Origin of the sequence: Roseateles depolymerans (assembly GCF_003387155.1) — a bacterium.
Classification (GTDB): domain Bacteria; phylum Pseudomonadota; class Gammaproteobacteria; order Burkholderiales; family Burkholderiaceae_C; genus Roseateles; species Roseateles depolymerans.
Genome location: NZ_QUMT01000001.1, coordinates 250,582 through 273,865, shown reverse-complemented (window position 1 = coordinate 273,865; position 23,284 = coordinate 250,582). Strand labels below are relative to the sequence as shown.

18 protein-coding genes are annotated in these 23,284 nt (G+C 68.4%); 9 read left to right on the top strand and 9 right to left on the bottom strand.

Features of this window, described 5'->3' with window-relative positions:
- On the bottom strand, positions 1 to 900 hold the full coding sequence (locus DES44_RS01095) for a metallophosphoesterase (protein WP_058936586.1): 900 nt from the start codon (positions 898 to 900) through the stop codon (positions 1 to 3).
- Positions 901 to 1,192: 292 nt separating this feature from the next.
- Between DES44_RS01095 and DES44_RS01090 the strand changes: the two genes are divergently transcribed.
- The 4 genes from DES44_RS01090 to DES44_RS24905 all read left to right on the top strand — a co-directional run bounded on the left by DES44_RS01090 (position 1,193) and on the right by DES44_RS24905 (position 5,017).
- On the top strand, positions 1,193 to 2,326 hold the full coding sequence (locus DES44_RS01090) for a glycosyltransferase family 2 protein (protein WP_083525855.1): 1,134 nt from the start codon (positions 1,193 to 1,195) through the stop codon (positions 2,324 to 2,326).
- Entirely contained in the window at positions 2,326 to 3,933 is a 1,608-nt protein-coding gene (locus tag DES44_RS01085) for an ArnT family glycosyltransferase (RefSeq protein ID WP_058936587.1), read from the top strand. The genes DES44_RS01090 and DES44_RS01085 overlap by 1 nt, the downstream gene beginning before the upstream one ends.
- Entirely contained in the window at positions 3,930 to 4,763 is an 834-nt protein-coding gene (locus DES44_RS01080) for a ChbG/HpnK family deacetylase (RefSeq protein WP_058936588.1), read from the top strand. Before DES44_RS01085 ends, DES44_RS01080 begins: the two co-directional genes overlap by 4 nt.
- Positions 4,764 to 4,876: 113 nt before the next feature.
- Positions 4,877 to 5,017, top strand: a complete 141-nt coding sequence (locus DES44_RS24905; protein ID WP_170156574.1) for a hypothetical protein — start codon at positions 4,877 to 4,879, stop codon at positions 5,015 to 5,017.
- Between the two features lie 4 nt (positions 5,018 to 5,021).
- Here the strand turns inward: DES44_RS24905 and DES44_RS01075 are convergent, their stop codons facing one another.
- From DES44_RS01075 to DES44_RS01060, 4 genes are all read right to left on the bottom strand, one after another.
- Positions 5,022 to 7,139 carry a hybrid sensor histidine kinase/response regulator gene (locus tag DES44_RS01075; RefSeq protein ID WP_083525856.1) on the bottom strand — a complete coding sequence of 706 codons (2,118 nt, stop codon included), beginning with the start codon at positions 7,137 to 7,139 and terminating at the stop codon, positions 5,022 to 5,024.
- Positions 7,140 to 7,263: 124 nt separating this feature from the next.
- Complete coding sequence (locus DES44_RS01070; RefSeq protein ID WP_058936589.1) at positions 7,264 to 8,604, bottom strand: DEAD/DEAH box helicase; 1,341 nt, start codon at positions 8,602 to 8,604, stop codon at positions 7,264 to 7,266.
- Positions 8,601 to 9,941 (bottom strand): ATP-dependent RNA helicase DbpA, encoded by a 1,341-nt coding sequence (gene dbpA / locus DES44_RS01065; protein ID WP_058937611.1) that lies wholly within the window; start codon positions 9,939 to 9,941, stop codon positions 8,601 to 8,603. The genes DES44_RS01070 and dbpA overlap by 4 nt, the downstream gene beginning before the upstream one ends.
- Positions 9,942 to 10,265: 324 nt before the next feature.
- A complete protein-coding gene (locus tag DES44_RS01060; RefSeq protein WP_083525858.1) occupies positions 10,266 to 11,498 on the bottom strand; it encodes an NAD-dependent epimerase/dehydratase family protein in 1,233 nt (410 codons plus the stop codon).
- A gap of 94 nt (positions 11,499 to 11,592) precedes the next feature.
- Here DES44_RS01060 and DES44_RS01055 point away from each other — a divergent pair, with 94 nt between their 5' ends.
- Positions 11,593 to 12,507, top strand: coding sequence for a LysR family transcriptional regulator (locus DES44_RS01055; protein ID WP_058937613.1), 915 nt, complete (start codon positions 11,593 to 11,595; stop codon positions 12,505 to 12,507).
- A gap of 171 nt (positions 12,508 to 12,678) precedes the next feature.
- Here the strand turns inward: DES44_RS01055 and DES44_RS01050 are convergent, their stop codons facing one another.
- Positions 12,679 to 13,608, bottom strand: coding sequence for a LysR family transcriptional regulator (locus DES44_RS01050; protein ID WP_058936590.1), 930 nt, complete (start codon positions 13,606 to 13,608; stop codon positions 12,679 to 12,681).
- A 106-nt stretch (positions 13,609 to 13,714) separates the two neighbouring features.
- Between DES44_RS01050 and DES44_RS01045 the strand changes: the two genes are divergently transcribed.
- Positions 13,715 to 14,587 carry an SDR family oxidoreductase gene (locus DES44_RS01045; protein ID WP_058936591.1) on the top strand — a complete coding sequence of 291 codons (873 nt, stop codon included), beginning with the start codon at positions 13,715 to 13,717 and terminating at the stop codon, positions 14,585 to 14,587.
- Between the two features lie 28 nt (positions 14,588 to 14,615).
- Here the strand turns inward: DES44_RS01045 and DES44_RS01040 are convergent, their stop codons facing one another.
- Positions 14,616 to 16,031, bottom strand: a complete 1,416-nt coding sequence (locus DES44_RS01040; RefSeq protein ID WP_058937614.1) for a chloride channel protein — start codon at positions 16,029 to 16,031, stop codon at positions 14,616 to 14,618.
- A 360-nt stretch (positions 16,032 to 16,391) separates the two neighbouring features.
- Between DES44_RS01040 and DES44_RS01035 the strand changes: the two genes are divergently transcribed.
- The gene (locus DES44_RS01035) at positions 16,392 to 17,351 is read left to right on the top strand and encodes a YihY/virulence factor BrkB family protein (RefSeq protein WP_058936592.1); all 960 of its coding nucleotides are present in this window, start codon (positions 16,392 to 16,394) and stop codon (positions 17,349 to 17,351) included.
- A gap of 27 nt (positions 17,352 to 17,378) precedes the next feature.
- On the opposite strand, the gene DES44_RS01030 is transcribed toward DES44_RS01035, so the two are convergent.
- The gene (locus DES44_RS01030; protein WP_058937615.1) at positions 17,379 to 17,867 is read right to left on the bottom strand and encodes a DUF421 domain-containing protein; all 489 of its coding nucleotides are present in this window, start codon (positions 17,865 to 17,867) and stop codon (positions 17,379 to 17,381) included.
- A gap of 156 nt (positions 17,868 to 18,023) precedes the next feature.
- Here DES44_RS01030 and DES44_RS01025 point away from each other — a divergent pair, with 156 nt between their 5' ends.
- Positions 18,024 to 18,989 (top strand): diguanylate cyclase domain-containing protein, encoded by a 966-nt coding sequence (locus tag DES44_RS01025; RefSeq protein WP_083525860.1) that lies wholly within the window; start codon positions 18,024 to 18,026, stop codon positions 18,987 to 18,989.
- A complete protein-coding gene (locus DES44_RS01020) occupies positions 18,989 to 22,327 on the top strand; it encodes a CHASE domain-containing protein (protein ID WP_058936593.1) in 3,339 nt (1,112 codons plus the stop codon). The genes DES44_RS01025 and DES44_RS01020 overlap by 1 nt, the downstream gene beginning before the upstream one ends.
- Positions 22,328 to 22,336: 9 nt before the next feature.
- Here the strand turns inward: DES44_RS01020 and DES44_RS01015 are convergent, their stop codons facing one another.
- Positions 22,337 to 23,161 (bottom strand): EAL domain-containing protein, encoded by an 825-nt coding sequence (locus tag DES44_RS01015; RefSeq protein WP_058936594.1) that lies wholly within the window; start codon positions 23,159 to 23,161, stop codon positions 22,337 to 22,339.
- Between the last annotated feature and the right edge of the window lie 123 nt (positions 23,162 to 23,284).

The following is a 23,284-nucleotide window of genomic DNA, read 5'->3' as shown; positions in this document are numbered from 1 at the left end:
TCAGCTCCGGGCGGCCGTGGGCCCGCCTGGTGCACCGGCCGTCTCGTCCGGCCGCACGGCGGCCTTGATTGTGAACATCACCCACTCCGGCCGCATGTTCAGTCGCACCGGATAGATGCTCACGCCCAATCCGCTGGTGATGTAGAGGGTGCGCCGGTTCACCCGCACCCAGCCGTGGGTCTGCTTCACCGGCCAGCCATGCGGCGCCACGATGGAGCCGTGGAAGGGAATCCAGACCTGTCCGCCATGGGTATGGGCCGCCACCGTCAGGCCCGAATCGCGCGGCAACTGGCGCGCGCTGGCCGGGTCATGCATGAACGTCAGGGTCTCGGCGCCAGCCGGCACGCGGCGCAGCGCCTGGACGGGATCGCTGTGGCCGGTCATGCGGTCACCGATGCCCACCACCCAGACCGACGTGCCCGGCAGCGGCACGGCATCGTTCTGCAGCACGGTCACGCCGGCCGCCCTGAGCGCCTGGGTGAACCGCGGACCGTTGGTCCACCAGTCATGATTGCCCAGCACCGCATACACGCCGTGGGTGGCCCGCAATTGGCCCAGCACCTCGGCCACCTGCTCGGGCGTGGTGCCGTCCTCCCCGCGGCCGAAGATGAAGTCACCCGGCAGCAGGACCACATCGGGCTGCGCCGCATTGATGTCCGCCACGATGGCCCGGGCGCGGTCCAGGGTCATCACGCTGCGCAAGGCATCCTGGCCCATGTGCCAGTCGGAGGCGACCGCGACCTTCAAGCCCGGCGGTCCGTCCCAGCCCGACACCGAGACGTCGAACCGCCGCTGGGCCACCCAGCGGGGCTCGATCAGCACGGACCAAACGGCCAGGAGCAATAGCGCTCCCACCAGGACCAGCAGCAGTCGCACCAGGCGACCGAACCATCGGCGCAAAAAGCCAACGAAGGGGGACGATGAAAAAGAGGAAGCCGGCACGACCACCAGATGACAAGCGGATGTAGATCACAGGGTATCACCCGCCGGTCTTCGCAAGCTTCGTGACAGCCTGTTGACAGCTTTCTTCAGTGGCCGTTCAGTTTCCAAAGTCAGGATTCCCCCCATGGATACCTTCCTGCCCCCGGGGCATTTCCGGCCGTCGGAGGCGCTTAACGGCAGCGTTAGCGGCAGCTTTAGCGGCAGCTTCAGCGGCGGCCTTGCAGCGCCTCAGGCGTCCACGCTGGCGCCGATGGCCCCTCGCGCGCCGGCGCGTGACGCCCTGCCCACGATGTCCTGCATCGTGCCCAGCTTCAACGAAGCGGCCTGCTTGCGCGAGCTGCTGCCGCGCCTGGCGGATGTGCTGCAACTGCACTGCGCGCACTGGGAAATCCTGGTGGTGGACGACGGCAGCCGGGACGACAGCGCCGAGGTGCTGCGCCAGTTGTCCGCCCAGCCGCGGCTCAGCGGGCTGAAGGTGCTGCGCCTGTCCCGCAACTTCGGCAAGGAGGCCGCGCTCAGTGCCGGACTGGTCCAGGCCCGCGGGGACGTGGTGATGATGCTGGACGCGGACCTGCAACACGATCCGGCGCTCATCCCGCAGTTTCTGGAGGCCTGGCGGCGGGGCGCCGACATGGTCTATGCCGTCCGCCGTTCCCGCGACGATGAAGGCAGCCTCAAGCGGGTGGGCACGCGCCTGTTCTACAGCCTGCTCAACCGGGGTGCGCGCTTTGCCGTGCCGCCGGACGCGGGCGACTTCCGACTGATGGACCGCCGCGTCGTGGACGCCCTGCTCGCGCTGCCCGAGCGCAATCGGTTCATGAAAGGCCTGTACGCCTGGGTCGGCTTCAATACCCAGGCCCTGCCCTACCAGCCCGCCGCCCGGGCCCATGGGCACAGCAAGTTCCGCCCGCTGCGGCTGGCGCAGCTGGCCCTGGACGGCCTCACCGCGTTCACCAACTGGCCGCTGCGTGCGGTCAGTGCCTGCGGCATCTTGCTCGCGGTGCCAGCCATGCTCTACGGCCTCTACCTCACCGCCATGTATCTGATTTACGGTCACAACGTCAGCGGCTGGACCACCATCGTCGTGAGCCTGATGCTGTTCTGCGGGCTCCAGTTGGTGTCGCTGGGCATCGTCGGGGAGTATGTGGGCCGCATCTTCGAGGAGGTGAAGGGCCGGCCGCTCTACCTCGTGAAGGAGCAGTGGGGACAGGGGCTGGAGGCCTCCGTCACGCAGGGCACTTCCACGGGCGTCACCCCGAGCGTTGCCCCCGTCATCATGACGGGCGTGGAGGCGAGCGCGATGGCCGGCGTGGGCTTAGGGACAGGCTTAGGGACGGGCTTGAGGACGGGCTTCCTCACGGGCTCCCACCCCAGGAGCCACTGATGAGAAGCACCCTCAAGGCAACCGTGGCCTCCCACCGCGAGAGGGGCTCACCGGACCTGGCGGCAGCCATCGACCGGGACCGCCCTCGCAGCCTGCGCCGGGAACTGGCCTGGGTGGCCCTCCTGTCGCTGCTGTGGCTGGCGTGGAGCGCTGGCCTGCGTCCGCTGGAACTCCCGGACGAGGGCCGCTACGTCGGCGTGGCGTGGGAAGGCCTGCGCAGCGGCCAGTGGCTGGTGCCGCTGCTCAACGGCGAGCCCTTCTTCCACAAGCCTCCCCTCTTCTACTGGATCACCGAAGCGTCGATGTCGCTGTTCGGCCAGAACGCGCTGGCCGCGCGGGCGGCGCCGCTGCTGGGCGGCTGGATATCGGCGCTGTCGCTGTGGCTGCTGCTGCGTCGCTGGTCGGGCGTGCAATGGGCCCGGGCGTCGCTGATGGTGCTGCTGGCCATGCCGCTCATGTTGCTGGGCAGCCAATACGCCAATCTCGACATGCTGGTGGCCGGCTGCGTCAGCGCAACGGTCTGCCTGGCGGCCGATGCCCTGCTGCGGCATCAGCAAGGTCTGCCGTGGCGACGGATGATGCTCGCCGCCCATGCGGTGGCGGGCCTGGGCGTGCTGGCCAAGGGCCTGATCGGGTTCGTGCTGCCGGGCCTGGTGATCCTGGCCTGGCTGGCCTGGCGCCGCCGCTGGCGCGATCTTCCCCTGCTGTTCTGGCCGCCTGGCCTTTTGGTGATGACGGCGGTGGCCGCGCCCTGGTATGGGCTGATGCAGATGCGCTTCCCGGAGTTCCTGCATTTCTTCTTCGTGGTGCAGCACTTCGAGCGTTTCTCCGGCAGCGGCTTCAACAATGCCATGCCGTTCTGGTTCTTCCCGGCGGTGCTGCTGGCGGCGTCGCTGCCGGCCCTGCCCTGGCTGGCGCTGGGGCATCTGGGCGGAAAGCCCAAGGAGCCCCGGGACGAGACCGGCCTGCCCGCCCTGATGGTGATCTGGCTGGTGACCGTGGTGGTGTTCTTCTCGCTGCCGCAGTCCAAGCTGGTGGGCTACATCCTGCCGGCCGTGCCTCCGCTGGCGGCGCTGGTGGCCCTGGCGTGGCAGCGGCTGCAACCCGGCACGCCCCGCATGCGCCTGTGGGCCTGGGTGAGCCTGGGCCTGTCGGCGGCGCTGAGCATCGGCACCGTCATCGCCCTGACGGTGTCGCCCCTGCGCACCACACGCGCGCTGGCGGAGGACCTGCGGGCCCAGCGGCATGCCGGTGAACCGGTGTTCATGCTCAACCGGTTCGACTACGACCTGCCGATGTATGCCGGGCTCGACGCCCCCGTCTGGGTGCAGAGTGACTGGGCCACTGAAGATCCCATGGCGCGGGACAACTGGCGCAAGGAACTGGCGGAGACCCGCCGCTTTGCCCCCCAAGACCCGTCGCACCTGATCGACGAACCGGCCCTGCTGCAGGCGCTCTGCGCGACCCCCACCGCCTGGGTGGTGGCCTCCACCCGGGACGCACCGGCCCTGCCGTGGCTGCAGCCCATCGAACCGGTCTCGACACGCCGGGGCCTGTCCCTGTGGCGGCTGAGCCCGCGCCAGCTGAACTGCGGCGCCGGCGGATGAGTCACGCCTTCGACCCTCCCACCCTTGCAACGCACCCGCGGCAGCGGCGCCTGTGCATCTGCGCGGACGACTTCGGCCTGCATCCCGCGGTGAACGATGCGGTGCTGCGCCTGGTGGCGATGGGCCGGCTGCAGGCCACCAGCGCCATGGTGGGCGCGCCGGCATGGGCGTCCGGAGCCCTGGCGCTGGGGTCGATCGATGCCGCCCATCTGGACGTGGGCCTGCATCTGGACCTCACCGAATATCCGCTGACCGTGCCCGCCCGCAGCCTGACGGGCTGGCTGCTGCAGGGCCTGAGGGATGTGCAGGTCCTGCTGCGGGAGGTGCATGCGCAGCTCGATGCCTTCGAGCAGGCCCTGGGCCGCATGCCAGCCTATGTGGACGGCCACCAGCATGTGCATCAGTTCCCCGGTGTGCGGGACGCGCTGCTCACCGCGCTGACCGCCCGTTATCCCGGCCAGCATCCCTGGCTGCGCTCCACCCGGCCCGGCGGCGGCGGCCTCAAGCCCTATGTGATCGATGCGCTGGGACGGCGCGGCCTGCAACATCACGCCGACGCCCTGGACTTTCCGCAGAACCGGCGATTGCTGGGCGTGTATGGCTTCGATGCGGACGCCCATCGCTATCGGCACCATGTGGACGCCTGGCTCGCCGAGGCGCAGGACGGCGACCTGCTCATGTGCCATCCGGCCCTCGCCCCGGTGCCAGGGGACCCGATCGCAAGGGCGCGTTGCCAGGAGTTCCTGGTCTGGTCCGATCCTGCCCTGTCGCCATCGCTGATGGCGGGCGAGTTGCAGCTGCTGCCGATGAGCCAGATGCTCAAGGGCTAGTCCCCCCACCTCCTTCTCTTTGCGGACATCGGGCGGCAAGTCCGGCCACGTGCGCTACGATGGGCCGGTTGTGGCATTTCAACGCACGCCCCACACAACCGGAGGATTTCGCGATGGCCACCAAACCCAACTATCAGTACGAGAAACGCCAGCGTGAGCTGGCCAAGCAGAAGAAGAAGCAGGAAAAGGCGCAGCGCAAGACGACGCCCATCCCGGGCGAGCCGGCTCCTGCGGACCTCAAGGAAACCGGCTGACCGCTCAGTCGCCCTTGTCCAGCACCGCCCGCACCCGGGCGGCCAGTTCGTCCAGGGTGAAGGGCTTGCCCAGCAGTTCCACCCCGGCATCGAGCACGCCGTTGTGGACAACGGCATTGCGGGTGTAGCCGGTGGTGAACAGCACCTTCAGCGACGGCCGGCGCCGACGCACCTCGTCCGCCAGCTTGCGGCCGTTCATGCCCGGCATCACCACATCGGCAAACACCAGCGCGATCTCCGGGTGGGTGTCGATGAGATTGAGCGCCGCTTCACCGCCGCTGGCCTCCAGCACGCGGTAGCCCAGCTCCGTCAGCGCCTCGACGGAAGATCGGCGCACCGACTCTTCATCCTCCACCACCAGCACGGTCTCTTGCCCGTCACTGAGCGGCATGACGGGGGGCGTGTCGGTCGCGACGTCGTCTTCCGCCGCATTCAGCAGGCGCCGCAGGTAGATCTTGACCGTGGTGCCCTGCCCCGGCTCGGAGTAGATGCGCACGTGCCCGCCAGACTGCTTGACGAAGCCATACACCTGGCTCAGGCCCAGGCCGGTGCCGCGTCCCACTTCCTTGGTGGTGAAGAACGGGTCGAACGCCCGTGCAACCACATCGGGGGTCATGCCGCCGCCGGTATCGCTCACCGCCACCATCACATACTGGCCGGCAGCCACGCCTACCTGCTCGGAGGCGTAGCGTTCGTCCAGATGCGAATTGGCGGTCTCGATCGTCAGTCGGCCGCCGTCGGGCATCGCATCGCGGGCATTGACCGACAGGTTGAGGATGGCGTTTTCCAGCTGGTTCGGGTCCGCATGCGTCAGCCACAGGCCGCCGCCCAGCACCGTTTCCACCTCGATGGCACCGCCCATGGAATGCCGCAGCAGGTCCGACATGCCGGCCACCAGCCGGTTGACATTCAAGGCGGACGGCCGAAGCGGCTGCTGCCGTGAGAAGGCCAGCAGACGCTGCGTCAGCTGGGCCGCACGCTTGGTGGCATTGCGGGCGGAGTCCACGTACCGCATGGCCAGCGCATCGTCCCGCAAATACTTGCGCGCCAGCAGGTCCAGCGAGCTCACCACCACCGCCAGCATGTTGTTGAAGTCGTGCGCGATGCCGCCGGTGAGCTGGCCCACCGCTTCCATCTTCTGCGACTGCCGCAGCGCTTCTTCGGTCCGCAGGCGGTGATCCAGCTCTTCCTGGACGCGCCGCTCCAGCGTGTCGTTCAGCTCCCGCAGGGCCTGGTCGGTGCGGTGGCGCTGGGTGACGTCCTGGAACAGCACCGCCACCTGACGCCGCTCGACCGGTTCCACCCGGAAGGCCGCCAGCTCCAGATACCGGCCGGTGCGCTCGAGCTCCCGCTCGAAGCGGACAGGCACGCCGCTGAGCAGCACGTTGCGGTAGATCTCGACCCAGCCCTCGGCTTCGTCCGGCACCATGTCCCGCACCTTCTGGCCCACCACATTGGGGATGCCGGCATTGGCGGCATAAGCCGGGTTGGCCAGCACGTGCACATAGTCGCTCAGCGGGCCGTGCGGGCCATCGAGGAATTCGATGACGCAAAACCCTTCGTCGATGCGTTCGAACAGCGTCTGGAACTGCCGCTCGCTTTCGTCCAGGCGGCGCAGTTCCAGCACCTTGGCGGTGGTCTCCACCACGCTGCACACGAGGCCCTGAATGCGGCCGGACTCGTCCCGCAGCGGCGTGTACTGGAAGCTGAACCAGGCCTCGGACAGACTGCCGTCGCGGTCCACCTGCAGCGGCAGGTTTTCGATGTTGACGCCCTGTCCGGACAAGGTGCTTTCGATCAGTTCGATGACATCCGGCCAGACCTCACCCCAGACCGACTTCAACGGCGCTCCCATGGCCGCCGGGTGCTTGGCCCCGAGCATCGGCACATAGGGCGCGTTGTAGATCATGGTCAGCGCCGGTCCCCAGCTCAGCCACATGGGCACGACCGCGTCCATCACCATCGACACCATCGCCTGCAGCGACGCCGGCCAGTGCGCCGGATCGCCGAGCGGGGTCGACGCCCAGTCGGTGTCCCGCAGCAGCGGATGGACACGCGGGTGGCCCGGTGGCAGGGGATGGCCCTCGGCCAGCACGGGCGTCTGGGGAACGTCGTCGATCATGGTCCTCAGTATCGCAGCCCGGCCGTGACGTTTTCCTCAGGAGATCCATGCAGACCGGGGATGCCGGCCCCATGGGCGCTCTACAGACCGCCCGAACGCGCGAACGCGCTGACGCCCTAAGGCCTTAACGGCGCCGGCCGGAGGCCTGGGCCGATGCGGCTTCTGCAGCCGCCGCCCGGAGCTTGTCCTTCTTGCTGGGGCGGCGTCCCTTGATGCCGCCATTGGGATCCAGGCCCCGCGGTGCATCGGTTGCAGAGGCGCTGGCGCCCAGTCCGTCCTGTCCGTCTTCCGCGCCGGAGTCCGGCAATCCGATGGCAGCGCCGGCCTTCGGCTCGAAGCCCGGCACCGTCTCGCGGGTCAAGCGGTAGCCCTGCCGTTTTTCGATCAGCCGGAAATGCGCTTCCGCCGCCTCGCCAACAAAACTCACGGCCAGGCCGGATTCCCCCGCGCGACCGGTGCGGCCAATACGATGGACATAGTCCACCGCAGAGCGCGGCAGGTCGTAGTTCACCACCACCGGCAGCCGCAGGATGTCGATGCCGCGGGCGCCCAGGTCGGTGGCCACCAGCACCTTCAGCGCGCCGGCCTTGAAGTCGGACAAGGTCCGCATCCGTGCGCCCTGGCTGGCATCGCCGTGAAAGGCAGCCGCGGCCACACCGGCGCGGTGCAGCTTGTCGGCCACATGGTCGCAGGCATAGCGGGTGGCGACGAACACCAGCACCCGGGACCATTGACCCTCTTCGATCAGATGACGCAGCAGCGGCGTGCGACGGGCGTCGTCCACCCGGATGGCGCGTTCCTCGATGCGGGCCTGGTCCAGCGCGGTGGCCTCGACCTGGATGCGCACGGGGCTTCGCAGGCAGGCGTCCGCCCACTGCTGGACGCTGTCCGGGAAGGTGGCGGAGAACAGCAGCGTCTGCCGCTTGGCCGGCAGCAGGGACAGCACCTGCTGCACCTCGTCCGAGAAACCGGCGTCGAGCAGGCGGTCCGCTTCGTCCAGCACCAGCAGGCCCACATCGGACAGCTTCAGTCCGTTGTGCTCCACCACATCCAGCAGGCGGCCCGGGGTGGCCACCACCACCTCAGCGCCGCCCCGCAAGGCCATCAGCTGAGGGTTGATGGACACGCCGCCATACAGCACCGACACCTTCACCGGCTCGGAGAGGAACGGCGAGAGTTGACGCAGCGTCTCGCCCACCTGCACCGCCAGCTCGCGAGTGGGCACCAGCACCAGCGACCGCGTGCGGCGCAGCGCCGGACGCACCGCGGCATCGATCTGCTGCATCAGCGGGAAGGCATAGGCCACCGTCTTGCCGGAGCCGGTTTCGGCACTGGCCTGCAGGTCCTGGCCGGCCAGCGCGGGGCCGATGGCGGCCGTCTGGATGGGCGTGGGGGCTTCGAAGCCCAGTGCCTCGGCCGCGCGTTGCAGCGCCGGGGACAGTCCCAGGGAAGCGAAGGTGTTCACAGGCGGCGCACCTTCACCGATTTACCCTTCACCTTGCCGGCATTCAGGCCGCGCAGCGCCGCGTCCGCGATGCTGCGGTCCACCGCCACATAGGTGGAGAACTCGTTGACGTTGATCTTGCCGATCAGGCTGCCGTCAAAGCCCAGGTCCTTGGTCAGCGCGCCCAGCACATCACCGGGGCGGATCTTCTCCTTGCGGCCACCCAGGATCTGCAGCGTCACCATCGGCGGCAGCAGCGGCTGGCCGCCGGCCTGGTCGGTGAGCTCGGACACCGGATGCCAGATGCTGGCAGCGCCCTGCAACTGTTCGATGCGGCCCACCCGGCCCATGTCGTCCATGCTGGCCAGGCTGAAGGCCCAGCCCTCCTCATCGGCCCGCCCGGTGCGACCGATGCGGTGCACATGCACCTCTGCATCGGGCGTGATGTCCACGTTGATGACGGCTTCGAGCTGGGCAATGTCCAGGCCGCGCGCGGCCACGTCGGTGGCCACCAGCACGCTGCAGCTGCGGTTGGCAAACTGCACCAGCACCTGGTCCCGTTCGCGCTGGTCCAGGTCGCCGTGAAGTTCCAGCGCCGCCAGCCCCTGGGCCTGCAGCACCGCCACCAGATCGCGGCATTGCTGCTTGGTGTTGCAGAACGCGAGCGTGCTGGCCGGGCGGAAGTGGTTCAACAGCAGGCCAACGGTATGCAGCCGGTCCTGCTCCTCGACCTCGTAGAAGCGCTGGCGGATCTTGCCGGCGGCATGTTTTTCGGTGAGCTTGATTTCCTGCGGGTCCCGCATGAAGCGCGCGGCCAGGGACGCCACACCGTCGGGATAGGTGGCCGAGAACAGCAGGGTCTGCCGGTTCTTTGGGCAGGCCTGCACCACCTGGGCGATGTCTTCGGCAAAGCCCATGTCCAGCATGCGGTCCGCTTCGTCCAGCACCAGGGTGTTCAGAGCCTCCAGCGACAGCGTGTCCCGCGAGAGATGGTCCAGGATGCGGCCCGGTGTGCCCACCACGATGTGGGCCCCATGGGCCAGGCTGGCCAGTTGGGTGCGGATGGGCACGCCGCCGCACAGGGTCAGCGTCTTGATGTTGTCTTCGGCACGGGCCAGGCGACGGATCTCCTGGGTGACCTGGTCGGCCAGCTCGCGCGTGGGGCACAGCACCAGGGCCTGCACCGCAAAACGGCGCGGATTGAGATTGGCCAGCAGCGGCAGGGTGAAGGACGCCGTCTTGCCGCTGCCGGTCTTGGCTTGGGCGATCAGGTCGCGACCGGCCAGCGACAGGGGCAGGCTGGCGGCCTGGATGGGCGTCATCGTGAGGTAGCCCAGTTGCTGCAGGGTGGCCTGCATGGCGGGCCCCAGCGGCAGGCGGGCGAAGGAGGTGGCGTCGGATGATGCGCCGGATGATTGGCCGGATGGGGCGCCGGACGGGGAGGCCTGGGTGGCCAGGGGCGCAGCCGCAGGGGCGGATGCCCCCGGGCCTGTGGAGTCAGTGCGGGTCATACGCAATTGTCGCGGCTTTCCGGCCGGAAGCCGCGTGCAGGGCGATGCGTTGCACGCTCCCAGCGGCAGGAATGAACCTTTAAGGGCCTGCGGACGGCTGGTGGCTGCCTTCGCCTTCGCCTTCGCCGTAGCATTGAGGATGTCGCCGCTGGCCCCCGCCGGCCTCAAGGGTCAAAGCGCCTTGCGGGCCGGCATCTCGGGTCGCCGCGTGCTCTGGACGCCGACATCCAGGCAGCCCGCCGCCTCCAGCGACGCCTCCACCGCGCGCTCCCAGTCCGTGTGCGGCACACCCTGCCGCCCGAGCGCATGCGCCAGCGCCGCGCCGGACATGTAGAGGGGCTCGCGCCACAGGTAGCGCATCTCCATCATCTCCCGGAACAGCGTGACGAACGGCGCGCCCAGCGGCAGCACCCACCAGGGGAAGCGGGTCATGCGCGGGGTGCGGCCGGTGCGGCGTGCCACCACGCGGCGCACGGTCTCGGCCATGCGGTTGCCGTCGGCGTCCCAATGGCCCTCGAAATGGAAGCGGGCAAAGGCCGGGCCGCTGGCACGCTGCTCGATCAGGCGCTTCATGGTCTCCGCCACATCGGGCAGATAGGCCCACTGGTGGCCGACGCCCTCGCGGCCCGGTTGCTGGATCTTGCGCACAGGCTGGCCCGCGGTCACCAGGCACTGCGTGAACCAGCTGTTGACCGTGCCCGGCCCGAAGAAATCGCCGGCCCGCAGGATGATGACCCGGAAGGCGCCGCGCTCCGCGCATTGCTGGAGGCGACGTTCCATCTCCACCCGGATGGCGCCCTTGCGGGTGACGGGATGCTGCGGCGCGTCCTCGCGGGGGCGGGGCAAAGCGTCCGGGCCGAAGTTGTAGACGGTGCCCGGCAACACCACAGTGGCGCCCTGTGCAGTGGCGGCGGCCATGGTGTTGTCCAGCATCGGCAGCACCAGCTCGCTCCAGCGCTGGTAGCCGGGTGGGTTGACGGCATGGACGATCACGCCGCAGCCTTGGGCGGCCGCCATCACGTCGTCCCGGTGCATGGCGTCGCCGCGCAGCCAGAGGATGCCGTCGCGCTGTTCCTGCGGCACGGTCATGCCGCGCCGCAGCGCGCGCACGGTCCAGCCGGCATCCCGAAGCTGGCGTGCAACGCTGCCGCCGATGCCGCCCGTGGCGCCCAGCACCAACACGGTCCGGGAGGTCAGTGGATCGAAGGGCGCGCTGTTGGCGAGTGCAGGGGCGGGTGCGGGTGCGGGTGCGGGTGCGGGTGCGGGTGCGGGTGAGTCTGCCACCGTTGGCGCGGGCGCACGGCTGTCCGCATCTCTGGCTCGACCAGTGGCGTCCGCGGCGGGAAGATCGAGCGATGCTGCAGCCCGCGTGAGGTCAGACACATTGGGGCGGATGGGGGTCATGTCGGCACTCCGTTGGAAGGGATGCGATGGATTCTGGACACCGCGCCTCTTGCTGAAAACTACCGAACATCGACCAGCCGCTATACATTTGCGCATGACCTCATCGATTGCCTGGGAGTGGTACCGCTCCTTCCTCGCGGTGCTGCGCGAAGGCTCCCTGTCCCGGGCAGCGCGAGCCCTGGACCTGACGCAGCCGACTGTCGGGCGCCATGTGGCCGCCCTGGAGGCAGGCACAGGGCAGACGCTCTTCATCCGCACGCAGGCGGGCCTGGTGCCGACCGAGGCCGCGCAGGCGCTGCGCCCGCTGGCAGAAGCCATGGACAGCACCGCCGCCGCGCTGGAGCGCACCGCCCGCAGCCAGGGGGATGGCATTCGGGGCGTTGTGCGCGTCACAGCCAGCGAGGTGGTGGGGCTGGAGGTGCTGCCTGCGCTGCTCACCACGCTTCGGGAGGCCCATCCCGGTCTGGTGGTGGAACTGGTCATCAGCAACCAGGTGCAGGACCTGCTGCGCCGCGAGGCCGACATCGCCATCCGCATGACGCAGCCTCGCCAGGAAGCGCTGATCGCGCGCCGCGTGGGCGTTGTGGAGGTGGGGCTGCATGCCCATGCGCGGTACCTGGCGCGGCACGGCACGCCCCAGTCGCTGGACGAGCTCAAGGACGAGCGCCATACGCTCATCGGCTACGACAACGACGTGCCCTACGTCCGCGAACTGGCGCGACGGTTTCCGATGCTGGCGCGGGACCGCTTCCAGCTTCGCGCCGACAACGATATGGCCCAGCTCGCCCTGATCCGGGCCGGCGCAGGCATCGGCCTGTGCCAGGTGGCGCTGGCGCGGCGCGACCCATCGTTGCAGCGGGTGCTCCCCGATGCGCTGACCATTCCGCTGGAGACCTGGATCACCATGCACGAGGACCTGCGTCACAGCCCCCGCTGCCGGGTGGTCTTCGATGTGCTGGTGGAGGGGCTGGCGCAGCACATCGGCGTGGCGGCCGAGTCGTCGTCATGAGCACGATGGCCGTGGCTGGCGCACCGACGTGGTCGCAGCGCCGAGTCCTCGTTGGTGAAGCGGGGAAGCGCCTGTCAACGGGTCTATGAAAACCGGATGAAGTCGCTGAATCCGACCGATGAGCGTCTCAAGGATGCGCCCTCTGTCGCGGGGAATTGCTGACGGTGGGCCTCAGTCGGCCAGCACCAGCCGCCCATCAGGAAAGCGCCCGGCCATGAAGTCCACGAAGGCCTTGACCTTCGGACTGGCCAGCCTCCGTGAGGTGTGCAGCACCCACAGCGCCACCTCTCGCCCGGCCACCGGTCCCCAGCTCACCAGCTCGCCCCGCGCCAGACTCTGAGCCACTGCGGACTCCGGCAGCATCGCCACGCCCGCACCGGCCAGCACCGCGTCCCGCACCATGAGGATGGACGAGAGCCGCAGCACCACCTGCGGCGCCAGGACCCGTCCGTCCTCCAGCGTCCATGTATCCCCGGCGCTGAAGGCCGAGACCACGGCGGGGATCGGGAATGCCGTCGAAGGCGCCATCGCAGGGGTTGTCGAAGGGGTTGTCGCAGGGGCTGTCGCAGGTGCTGTGGGAATGTTCGGCCCAGGGCCCGCTGGGGCCACCACCAAGAGCCGGTCCGTTGCAAAACAGCGCCCCACCAGAGCACTGTCCATTCGGGGGTTGGGACGGATGGCCACATCGAAGCGCTCGTTGACCAGGTCCACGAGCCGGTCTTCCGCCACCACCTCCAGCGTGACGGCCGGATGCAACTGGCGGAACTCCGCGCATAGACGGCCCATCGCCAGTTGCGAGAACAGCAGCGGCGCCGCCACCCGCAGCAGCCCCCGCACCTGACCCGTGCCTTCGGCGGTGGCCGCAAACGCCTCCGCGACCTCGCTCATCGGCCCCTCGGTGCGGCTGAGCAGCAACTGCCCGGCTTCGGTCAGCTCCAGGCCCTTGGTGCTGCGCTCGATGAGCCGCACGCCAAGCTGTTCCTCCAGCTCGGACACCCGCCGGGACAAGGTGGCCTTGGAGCGACGGCTCGCCCGGCTGGCACGGCCAAACCCGCCGTGGGTGGCGACCAGGTTGAAGTCCGCAAGGGCATTGAGATCCATGTGTTCCAACTTTGAGACGGCGCGTCCACATTCTGGCGCCTGTGTTTATTGCTTGCAACAACCTATCGTTCAGTCATCGCAACCCACCCCACCACGGAGTTTTCTCATGACCATCCTCGTTACAGGCGCCACTGGCACCATCGGTTCCCTCGTTCTTCAAGGTCTGGCCCAGCGCGGTGCCAGTGTCCGGGCCCTGGTCCGCGAGACTGGCAAGGCCGCCCTGCCGGCCGGCGCCAGCGAAGTCGTCGCGGACATGTCGGACGTCGCCTCCATGCGGCAGGCCCTGACCGGCGTGCGCAGCCTCTTCCTCATCAATGCCGTGACACCGGCGGAAGTCACGCAGGGCCTGCAGACGCTGGCCCTGGCCCGCGACGCCGGCATCGAACGGATCGTCTACCTGTCGGTCATCCATGCCGACCAATACACCGACGTACCGCACTTCACCGGCAAATACACGGTCGAGCGCATGATCGAACAGCTGGACCTGCCGGTCACCGTGCTGCGTCCGGCCTATTTCATGCAGAACGAACGGCAGGTTCAGTCGGTGATCCAGGGCTACGGCGTCTATCCGATGCCGATCGGCTCCGCGGGTGTCGCCATGATCGACACCCGGGACATCGCCGATGTGGCCGTGGCCGAGTTGCTGCGCCGCGACGGGGCAGACACTGCGCTGCCTCGCCTGACCATGGACCTGGGCGGCCCGGAGCTGTTCACCGGTGAATCGGCGGCGAAAGTGTGGAGCCAGGTGCTGGGCTGCGAGATCCACTACGGCGGGGACGACCTGCAGGCCTTCGAAGCGCAGCTGGCGCAATACGGCCCGGGCTGGATGGCCTACGACATGCGGCTGATGATGAACCGGATCCAGCAGCACGGCATGAAGCCTGAAGCCGGCACGGCGCAGCGGCTGGAGGCGCTGATCGGGCATCCGCTGCGCACTTATGAGGCACTGGTCAAGGAACTGGTGGCCACGGCGGCTTGAGGCGCGCAAAGGGCCTCCGGGGATGCGTTCAGCCCTTGTGCTGCGGATCCTCGGGGGGCCTGAGCGCGGACTCTGCCTCGGGCGCGGGTCCGGGCGTTGGTTCGGGCGTTGGTTCGGGCGCTGGTTCGGGCGCTGGCTCGGGCGCCGGTCCGGGCACAGGTTCGGGCCCCAGTCGCGCCAACTGCGCCTGCGCCAGACGGTGATAGATCGGCACGCTGATCCAGCGCGACATCAGGCTGGCCATCAGTGCCGCCGCCATCAGGCTCAGCACCATGGCATGCCCATCCACCATCTCCATCACGATGATGAAGGCGGTGATGGGTGCCTGGGTGACGGCTGCCAGAAACGCGGTCATGCCGATGGCAATCATCACCGCCGCGCCCTCCTCGGGCCCGGCCAGTTGAGCCAGGTCGCTGCCGATCCCCGCCCCAATGGCCAGCGACGGCGCAAAGATGCCGCCCGGCACACCGGACCACACCGCCAGCCAGGTGGCGACGATGCGCAGCGTGACGTAGAGCACGGGCAGGTCCAGGTGGCCTTCCACCAGCCGCCGCGTGTAGCCGTAGCCGCTGCCGTCAGTGGCCCCGTGGCTCACCCAGCCGATCACCGCGATCGCCACACCGCAGGCAAAGGCAAAACGCACCGGGTACTGCGCCCGCAAGCGGCTGAAGCGGTCGTCCCCACCCAGCAGACTTCGCTGCAGCAGCCGGGAAAACACCCCGCCCAACAGGCCGCAGGCCACCACGGTGAGCAGGCCGGGCCACAGGTGGGACCAGCTCAGGTGTTCCACTCGCAGGCGCCCGAAGTAGCTGGCATTGCCGAACACCGACACCGCCACGAGGCCCGCGAGCACGATGGCAGCGATCAGCAGGCCGCTGGTGCGCTGCTCGATCTTGCGGGTCATTTCCTCGATGGCGAACATGACACCCGCCAGCGGTGCATTGAAGGCAGCGGCAATGCCGGCGGCGCCGCCTGCCACCAGCAGACCCTCATGATTCAGGGGCGAGCGGCGCGGCAGCCAGCGCTGTGCATGCTGCATCACCCCGGCGGCGATCTGGACCGAGGGGCCTTCGCGTCCGATGGCCAGCCCTCCCAGCAATCCCCCGGACACCAGCAGCAACTTGGCCAGGCTCAGCCGCAGCGACACAAACATTCCCATGCGGGCTGCTGGCACCTGCGGCGAGAGCGCCGCCATCACCTGCGGGATGCCGGAGCCCGCAGCGCCGGGGGCGAAGCGACGCGTCAGCCAGACCAGGGCGGCGGCGCAGCACGGTGTCCACACCAGCGGCGCCCATGGCGACCACTGGCGCAGATGGTCGAAGCCTTCAATGGCCCAGTCGCTCAGCCAGGTGAACATCACCACCGCCAGACCGGCCAGCACCGCGTACACCAGCACCACCGTGCGGGCTAGCCACTGCCGCCAGTCGGCCAGGTCATGCCGCATGGCGGCGAGGATGTCGGGCTCGGCGTCCGCGTGAGGAGTGGAGGGCGACGGCGACGGCTGAAATGCGTCGGGCCGCTGTGGTGGCTGCTGCGGCTGATGCGGCTGGGGCGGCTGCTGCGGCTGGGGCGTCTGGGGCGTCTGGGGCACTTGTTGCGGCTGTTGCGGCTCCTGCGGCCGTTGCGGTTGCGGTTGCGGAGCAGGAGCGGAGGGCGGCGGCGCTTGCGAATCCATCATCCAAGTATCGCGCGCTGAGTCTTCGGGCAGGGCTCATGTCGCACGATGCAGGCCGCCCTGCCCCGCACTCCCAGGGGGCGGCATGCCGGTTGCTCTGTCGCACTCTCACGTCTTCCCCACTCCGCCATGGCCTTCCTGCGCAAGCTCATCCGCCAGCTGTCCAGCCGCGTCTTCACGCTGCCGCTGGTGGGCGTGCTGCTGTCCGCCGTGCGGAACTACGTGCTGCATCAGAGTGCGAACCAGGCCGGCAGCATGGCGTTTTCGACTGTGCTGGCCATGTTCCCGCTGGTGCTGCTGTTGTCGGCGGGCGCGGCCTTCATCGGCTCCCCGGGGGATGCGGCCGCGCTGGTCAGCCGGGTGGTGGACTACGCACCGCCGCTGGTGCGCAGCGCCATGCAGCCGGTCATCAACCAGGTGCTGGCCCAGCGCAGTCAGGCGCTGCTGGCCATCGGCCTGTTCGTCACCCTGTGGACGGCATCATCCGGCATGCAGGCGGTGCGCACCGCCTTGAACCGGGCCTATGGCATCGAGCGCGGCCTGCCGTTCTGGCGCGCGCGGCTGAAGGTCACCCTGTTCACCGTGGTGGTGGGCGGTGGCATTCTGGCGACCTTCAGCTCGGTGATCGTCATGCCCTATGTCTGGCAGGCGCTGGAGCAGAACATGGGCGTGGGACGCGAGACGGTCTGGCTGCGCAACAGTGTCCGATATGGGTCGGCCTTTGCCGTGCTGGTGGTGCTGTATGCCTTGCTGTACGGCTGGCTGCCCGACATTCGGCAACGCCTGGGCACGGTGCTGCCGGGGGCCGTCGTCGGCGCGGCCTTGTGGGTGGGCGCCGCCGCGACGCTGTCTTACACCCTGCGCAGTGCGGGCAAGCTGGCGCTTCTCTACGGAAGCTTTGCAGGCGTGGTGGCGACGCTGGTCTTTTTGTATGTCACCGCCTCCACCCTGATCTACGGCGCCGAAGTCAATGCCGTCATTCGCGAGCGGACGGATGGGAACCCAGAGGGAGAAGCGGAAGCCGATGCGGCAGCGCTCAGAGGAAGCAGCGATGACCAGGCGGCAGGACGAGCGGCGGGAGCCCGCTGACGCTGCGGATCCCCCGACGGCGTTGCGTCAGGCGCTTTCCCGGCTCCCCTGCGAGCTTTGGCGCTGGAGAATGCTGATGCTGCCGTCGCTCTCCAGAATCGCCAGCTTCATCTGAGGCAATGGACAGTCCGCCTTGCGTAGGGCCTGCTGCACATCGGCGTGGCCGATCCGGTGGCGCCGCATCACCTGCGGGAACCACGCGCCGTCGCGTCCGATCAGCACGGGAGAGCCCTCCAACCACCGCTCCAGAGGCTTGCTGCGGGAGCTGATGAAACCCAGCAGGCCATTCATCAGGATCAGCGCGCCCGCCAGGATCCAGGCGCCGGTCACCGACTCTTCCCCGCCGCTGAGTCCGTTGCTCACCGCCTCGCTCAGCAGCATCACCACCAGCAGATCAAACGGCGTGAATTGCCCCACCGTCCGCTTGCCCGAGAGGCGGACCATCAGGAACAGCGCGAAATAGATGAGAACGGCGCGCGCCAGCAGTTCCCACACCGGTACTTGCAGATCGAACATGGTCGCCCCCAGCAAAGACGGTGCCTGCACGTAGGGCATCGCCTGACAGGGGAATCCTCAAAACGCCTCTCGTACGTCGGCCGTACGGATGGGAGCATTCGCTCCGCGAGGGTTGGCGAGGCCGACCCGTGAACGACAGCGCCGGATAACCAGAGCATGCATTCGATCCTCATCGTCGACGACAACATCCATCTGATCGCCTTGATGGGCAAGATGCTGGAGCCGCTGGCCCGCGTGATTTTTGCCACCAACGGCCAGGCCGCGCTGCGCGAGATGAAGAAGTCCCGACCGGACCTGGTGCTGCTGGATCAGGAAATGCCGGGCATGTCCGGCGATGAGGTCTCCGCCGCCATGCGCGACGACCCGGACCTGAAGGACATTCCCGTGATCTTCGTCACTGGCCACAACGACGCAGAAGCAGAAGTGCGTGCCCTGACCGCCGGTGCGGTGGACTTCATCGCCAAACCGGTCCATGAAGCCATTTTGCTGGCGCGGGTGAAGACGCAATTGCGGCTCAAGGGCCTGTCCGACGAGCTGCGCCGCAGTGCCACCCTGGACGGCCTGACCGGCATCGCCAACCGGGCCGCCTTTGACAACCGCCTGGCGATTGAATGGGCGCGAGCGTCCCGCAACGGTGCGCCTTTGTCCCTGCTGCTGCTGGATGTGGACCACTTCAAGCAATACAACGACCATTACGGTCATCCCGCCGGCGACCGCTGCCTGCAGGCCATTGCCAAGGTGCTGAACGGCGTCTCCACACGGGCCAATGACCTGGCAGCCCGGTTCGGTGGCGAGGAATTTGTCATGCTGCTGCCGGACACCCCGCTGTCGGGCGCCCGAGTGGCGGCGGAGCGGCTGCGGGAAGACATCCTGGCGCTGGAAATGCCGCATGCCCGATCCTCCACGCTGCCGCTGGTGACGGTGAGCATCGGTGCGGCGCAATGGGTGCCCAGCAGCACCGAGACTGGATGCCAGTCCAGCGACCTGATCGACTGGGCCGACCGGGCGCTCTACGCGGCCAAGGCGGCGGGCCGCAACCAGGTGGTGGAACATGCGGCTGCGGGCGCGTTGCCGGGCTCGAGGGGCCATGCGCAGGCCAGCGCCGTGGTGGAGCCGCACTGATGACATCGTTCAGCGCCGAGGCCGAAGCGCACGCCCAGGACTCCGGCCGGGCCCTGCGCCCGACACTGATCCAGCTGGGCATCATCACGGCCATCGGCCTGATCTGCGCGGTCTTCGGCTATCTCATCCAGAACACGCAGAACCGCATCGACGCGGAAGAGCGATTCGCCGCGATCTCCAAGCGAGTGTCGCTGGGCATCATCGAACGCATGCACCGCTACGAGTACGGCCTGCGCGGCGCCCGCGGCGTGGCGGCGTCGGCGGACGGACAGCTGACGCGGGCCGCCTTCTCACGCTATGCCTCCACCCGTCAGATCGACCGCGAGTTTCCCGGCGCCCGTGGGTTCGGCATCGTGCTGCGCGTGCCGCAGGAGGAAGAGCCGGCCTTTGTGCTCACCCGCAGGCAACTGGACACGCCGGACTTCAACATCCGTCAGTTGCAACCCCATGACGGTGACCGTTTTGTGATCACCTTCGTCGAGCCCGAATCCCGCAATCGTGAAGCGGTGGGCCTGGACATTGGATCGGAACCACACCGGCGCGAAGCGGCGCTGCGTTCCGCCCAGACTCGGGAAGCGACGCTGACCCCTCCACTGACGCTGGTGCAGGCCAGTGGCAAGCGCTCAGGCGGCATGCTGCTGCTGTTGCCGTTGTTGCGTCCGGGCCCTTCGGTGGATCAGCCCGATCGACCCGAAGAGCAACTGGTGGGATGGTCCTACGCCCCGCTGCTGATCGAAGACGTGCTGGCGGGTCTCGATTCGGAAGACACGCACTACGTGCTGTCGCTGTTCGATCCCGACTACGACGCGGACAAGCCCTTCTACGTGGGCTCCCGGGCGGACGAAGTGTCCACGGCGCTGCAGCCGCAGCGGGTGTCGATCCCGCTGTATGGACGCCGCTGGGAGGCCGTGCTGCGCCCCACGCCCGCCTTCCTCGAATCGCTGCACCAGCAATCCCCCACGCTGCAAGCGCTGCAGGCCTGGCTGTTGGGTGCGGCCATCGCCGCCCTGGTGGCGACCGTGGCCCAGTTGGCCGAGCGCACCCGCGGCCAGCGGCTGGAACTGGCCCGCCGCGCCGCCATCGTGGAGGGCAGCAGTGACGCGATCATCGTGCAGGACCTGGACGGCGTGATCATCGACTGGAATGAGGGCGCGGAGCGGCTGTTCGGCTACACCAAGGAGGAGGCCAAGGGCCACACCGCCACGGAACTGCTGTTGCCACGCGGCAGCGAAGAGGAAGATGCCAAGATCCGCGAAACGGTGGCCAGCGGTGGCCGCGTCACCGTCTTCGAGACGACCCGCCGCGATTCACAGGGCCACCTGATTCCCGTGTCCATCACGGCTTCGGCCATTCGGGACGACAAGGGGCAGGTGGTGGGCGCCGCCAAGATCCTGCGCGACGGCCGGGAAGCCAAGGCGGCGGAGCAGCGCATGCGCGACCTCAATGCGTCCCTGGAAGACCAGGTGCGCGAGCGGACCGCGATGCTGAACGACGCGATGCGGGAAGCGCGCGATGCCAACGAAGCCAAGAGCCGCTTCCTGGCCAACATCAGCCATGAGATCCGCACGCCGATGAATGCGGTGATCGGCATGGCCCACCTGCTGAGCAAGACCCGGCTGGACGGCGATCAGGCCGGCATGCTGGAGCGCATCCGCACCGCCGGGAAGGCGCTGCTGGCCCTGCTGAACGATGTGCTGGACCTGTCCAAGAGCGAGGCCGGGGAAATGGTGCTCGAGGCCGCGCCCTTCAGCCTTCAGAAGGTGGTGACGGAGATTGCATCGATCGCCGAAGTGTCGGCGCAGCAACGCGGCATCGCATTCGTGGTCGACAGTCCCGACATCGACCAGGTGCTGCTCGTGGGCGACCGCACCCGGCTGGGCCAGATCGTCCTGAACCTGATCACCAATGCCATCAAGTTCACCCTGGAGGGCCGCGTCACCCTGCGCGTGGCGGTGGCGCCCGTCAGCGACGCGGGCACACGGGCGATCACGCTGCGCGTCGAGGACACCGGCATCGGCATTGCCGAGGACATCCAGCCGCTGCTGTTCCGTCCGTTTGTCCAGGCGGACACGTCCACCACCCGGCGCTTCGGCGGCACCGGGCTGGGCCTGTCCATCGTGCGCCAGCTGGTGGAGCTGATGGGCGGCACCATCTCCCTGCACAGCGTGCCCGGGGACGGCAGTGAGTTCGAGGTGTCGTTGAAGCTGCCCGTGGCCGAAGCCCTGGCGCCCGCCACCGGACCGGACGCCGTGGCCGTGACGCCACCACCGCAGACGGCGGCCCTTCGCGGACGGCGCATCCTGGTGGTGGATGACAACGCCTTGAACCGCGAAGTGGCGGCCCGCATCCTGAGCCTGGACGAGGCCACCGTGGTGCTGGCGGTGCATGGGGCGGATGCGGTCGAGAAGGTCCGGGCCGACGCGCACGGATTCGATGCGGTGCTGATGGATGTGCAGATGCCGGTGATGGACGGCCTGGAGGCGACGCGACAGATTCGCGCCTTGCCCGCCGACCAGAGGGCCCGGTTGCCCGTGATCGGGCTGACCGCCGGCGTGTCCGTCGAGGAGCGGTCGCAGGCTCATCAGGCCGGCATGGACACGGTGGTGGGCAAGCCGTTTGATCCCGACCTGCTGGTTCACACGCTGGTGCAGTTGCTGCGGCCGTTGCCAACGCTCAACGCGGGTCCCGCCGTGGCTCCCGCTGCGGAATCTGCTGCGGAATCTGCTGCGGCTATCGTGGCGACTATCGCCGCACTGCCCGCAACTCCGCAGGCCGAGGCGCGTCCGGCGCCGGCATGGGCCCAAACCCAGGCACAGGCACCGACACCGTCGCCAGCACGGCCCCCGGTTCCCGAGGGCTGGCCCGACCTGGAAGGCTTCAACACGGCCGCTGCCCACCGGCTCCTCAGCGGCGACGTGCATCTGCTGCGCAACATGGCCTTGTCTGTCCGGGATCTCCTGATGCGGAATGCACGGCTGTGTGCTGATGGATCCTCAACGTCAACGCCGATGCCAACACCCGCGCAGTGGCAGGCCCACGCTGGGGCCTTGCATGACCTCAAGTCGATGGCCGGATCGCTGGGTGCCACCGCGGTGATGGAGGCCGCAGGACGGGCAGAGCGGCTGCTGCGCGCCCAGGACCTGGACGCGGCAATGTCCACCATGCAAGAGCTTCAAGGGCTTGGCGCCGTGTGCGTGCAGTCCATCGAGCGTCAATGGCCGGAGGCACTGGCCGCGCAACCGGGACGCACGGCGACAGCGTCGCCTGAGTCCCCGGCGCTGGCGCAAGAATCTGGCGACCTGGCCTCCCTGCTGGCGCAGATGAAGGCCGGCGACTGAGCGCCGTGATCAGTCCTTGAGCCGTTCCACCGTGGCCAGCGCACGGAACGCCGGCCGGGCAAACAGATAGCCCTGCATCAGGTAGATGCCCTCGTCCCGCAGGGCATCCCGTTCCCCGACGGTTTCGATGCCTTCGGCCACCACTTCGATGGACATCTCGCGGCACATGCGCACCAGGTGCCGCACGATGCGGCGCCGGGAGACATCCGCATCCACATGGCGGATCAGGTCCATGTCCAGCTTGATCAGGTCGGGCTGGAAGTCCGCCAGCAGCTTCAACCCTGCATAGCCGGCGCCGAAGTCATCAATGGCCGTCTTGAAGCCGAAGCGTTTGTATTCCTTGAGGATGTCGGCGAACCAGGGGCCATCCTCGATGCGTTCGCCCTCGGTCACCTCGAAGATGATGCGGTCCAGCGGCAACTGGTAGGTATTCGCGGCGGCCAGCGTCGTGCGGATGCAGAGCTCTGGGCGATAGATGGCGTTGGGCAGGAAGTTGATCGACACCGGCACCTGCATGCCCAATGCCGCCGCACCCTTGATGGCCTTGACCCGGCAGGCCTGGTCGAAGCGGTAGCGGTTCTGCTCGGTCACCTGGGACAGCACCGACCACGCGCCCTCCCCGGCGGGCCCCCGCACCAGGGCCTCATGGGCAAAGATGCTGGCGTCGCGCAGGTCCACGATGGGCTGGAAGGCGTAGTCGAAGTCGAATCCCACCCGCTCGCCCCGGCCGCAGGACTCGCAGTCCGCTGCCGAGCCTGCGAGCGGAACAAAGCTCTCCGGGAAACTGGAGCGGGCCGCGGACGCGGAACGGATGGGCACGTTCAGGACGTTCATCCTGTCAGTCTACGGACTGCCGGCCGGCGATCCGGAGCGCCCATTCCGGGAGCATGACTTTCTGCCGCCATGTGCCGTCTTTCCGCTGTCTTTGGACCGTGCTGCCGAGGCCATCGTCTGCCA

What these genes read in the sequence shown, in the direction of transcription:
- DES44_RS01040 (WP_058937614.1), bottom strand. Translation starts at nt 16,031, where the DNA reads ATGCGGCATGACCTGGCCGACTGGCGGCAGTGGCTAGCCCGCACGGTG.
- DES44_RS01080 (WP_058936588.1), top strand. Translation starts at nt 3,930, where the DNA reads ATGAGTCACGCCTTCGACCCTCCCACCCTTGCAACGCACCCGCGGCAG.
- DES44_RS01050 (WP_058936590.1), bottom strand. Translation starts at nt 13,608, where the DNA reads ATGGATCTCAATGCCCTTGCGGACTTCAACCTGGTCGCCACCCACGGC.
- DES44_RS24905 (WP_170156574.1), top strand. Translation starts at nt 4,877, where the DNA reads ATGGCCACCAAACCCAACTATCAGTACGAGAAACGCCAGCGTGAGCTG.
- DES44_RS01075 (WP_083525856.1), bottom strand. Translation starts at nt 7,139, where the DNA reads ATGATCGACGACGTTCCCCAGACGCCCGTGCTGGCCGAGGGCCATCCC.
- DES44_RS01035 (WP_058936592.1), top strand. Translation starts at nt 16,392, where the DNA reads ATGGCCTTCCTGCGCAAGCTCATCCGCCAGCTGTCCAGCCGCGTCTTC.
- DES44_RS01085 (WP_058936587.1), top strand. Translation starts at nt 2,326, where the DNA reads ATGAGAAGCACCCTCAAGGCAACCGTGGCCTCCCACCGCGAGAGGGGC.
- dbpA (WP_058937611.1), bottom strand. Translation starts at nt 9,941, where the DNA reads ATGCAGGCCACCCTGCAGCAACTGGGCTACCTCACGATGACGCCCATC.
- DES44_RS01060 (WP_083525858.1), bottom strand. Translation starts at nt 11,498, where the DNA reads ATGACCCCCATCCGCCCCAATGTGTCTGACCTCACGCGGGCTGCAGCA.
- DES44_RS01030 (WP_058937615.1), bottom strand. Translation starts at nt 17,867, where the DNA reads ATGTTCGATCTGCAAGTACCGGTGTGGGAACTGCTGGCGCGCGCCGTT.
- DES44_RS01045 (WP_058936591.1), top strand. Translation starts at nt 13,715, where the DNA reads ATGACCATCCTCGTTACAGGCGCCACTGGCACCATCGGTTCCCTCGTT.
- DES44_RS01090 (WP_083525855.1), top strand. Translation starts at nt 1,193, where the DNA reads ATGGCCCCTCGCGCGCCGGCGCGTGACGCCCTGCCCACGATGTCCTGC.
- DES44_RS01020 (WP_058936593.1), top strand. Translation starts at nt 18,989, where the DNA reads ATGACATCGTTCAGCGCCGAGGCCGAAGCGCACGCCCAGGACTCCGGC.
- DES44_RS01055 (WP_058937613.1), top strand. Translation starts at nt 11,593, where the DNA reads ATGACCTCATCGATTGCCTGGGAGTGGTACCGCTCCTTCCTCGCGGTG.
- DES44_RS01025 (WP_083525860.1), top strand. Translation starts at nt 18,024, where the DNA reads ATGCATTCGATCCTCATCGTCGACGACAACATCCATCTGATCGCCTTG.
- DES44_RS01015 (WP_058936594.1), bottom strand. Translation starts at nt 23,161, where the DNA reads ATGAACGTCCTGAACGTGCCCATCCGTTCCGCGTCCGCGGCCCGCTCC.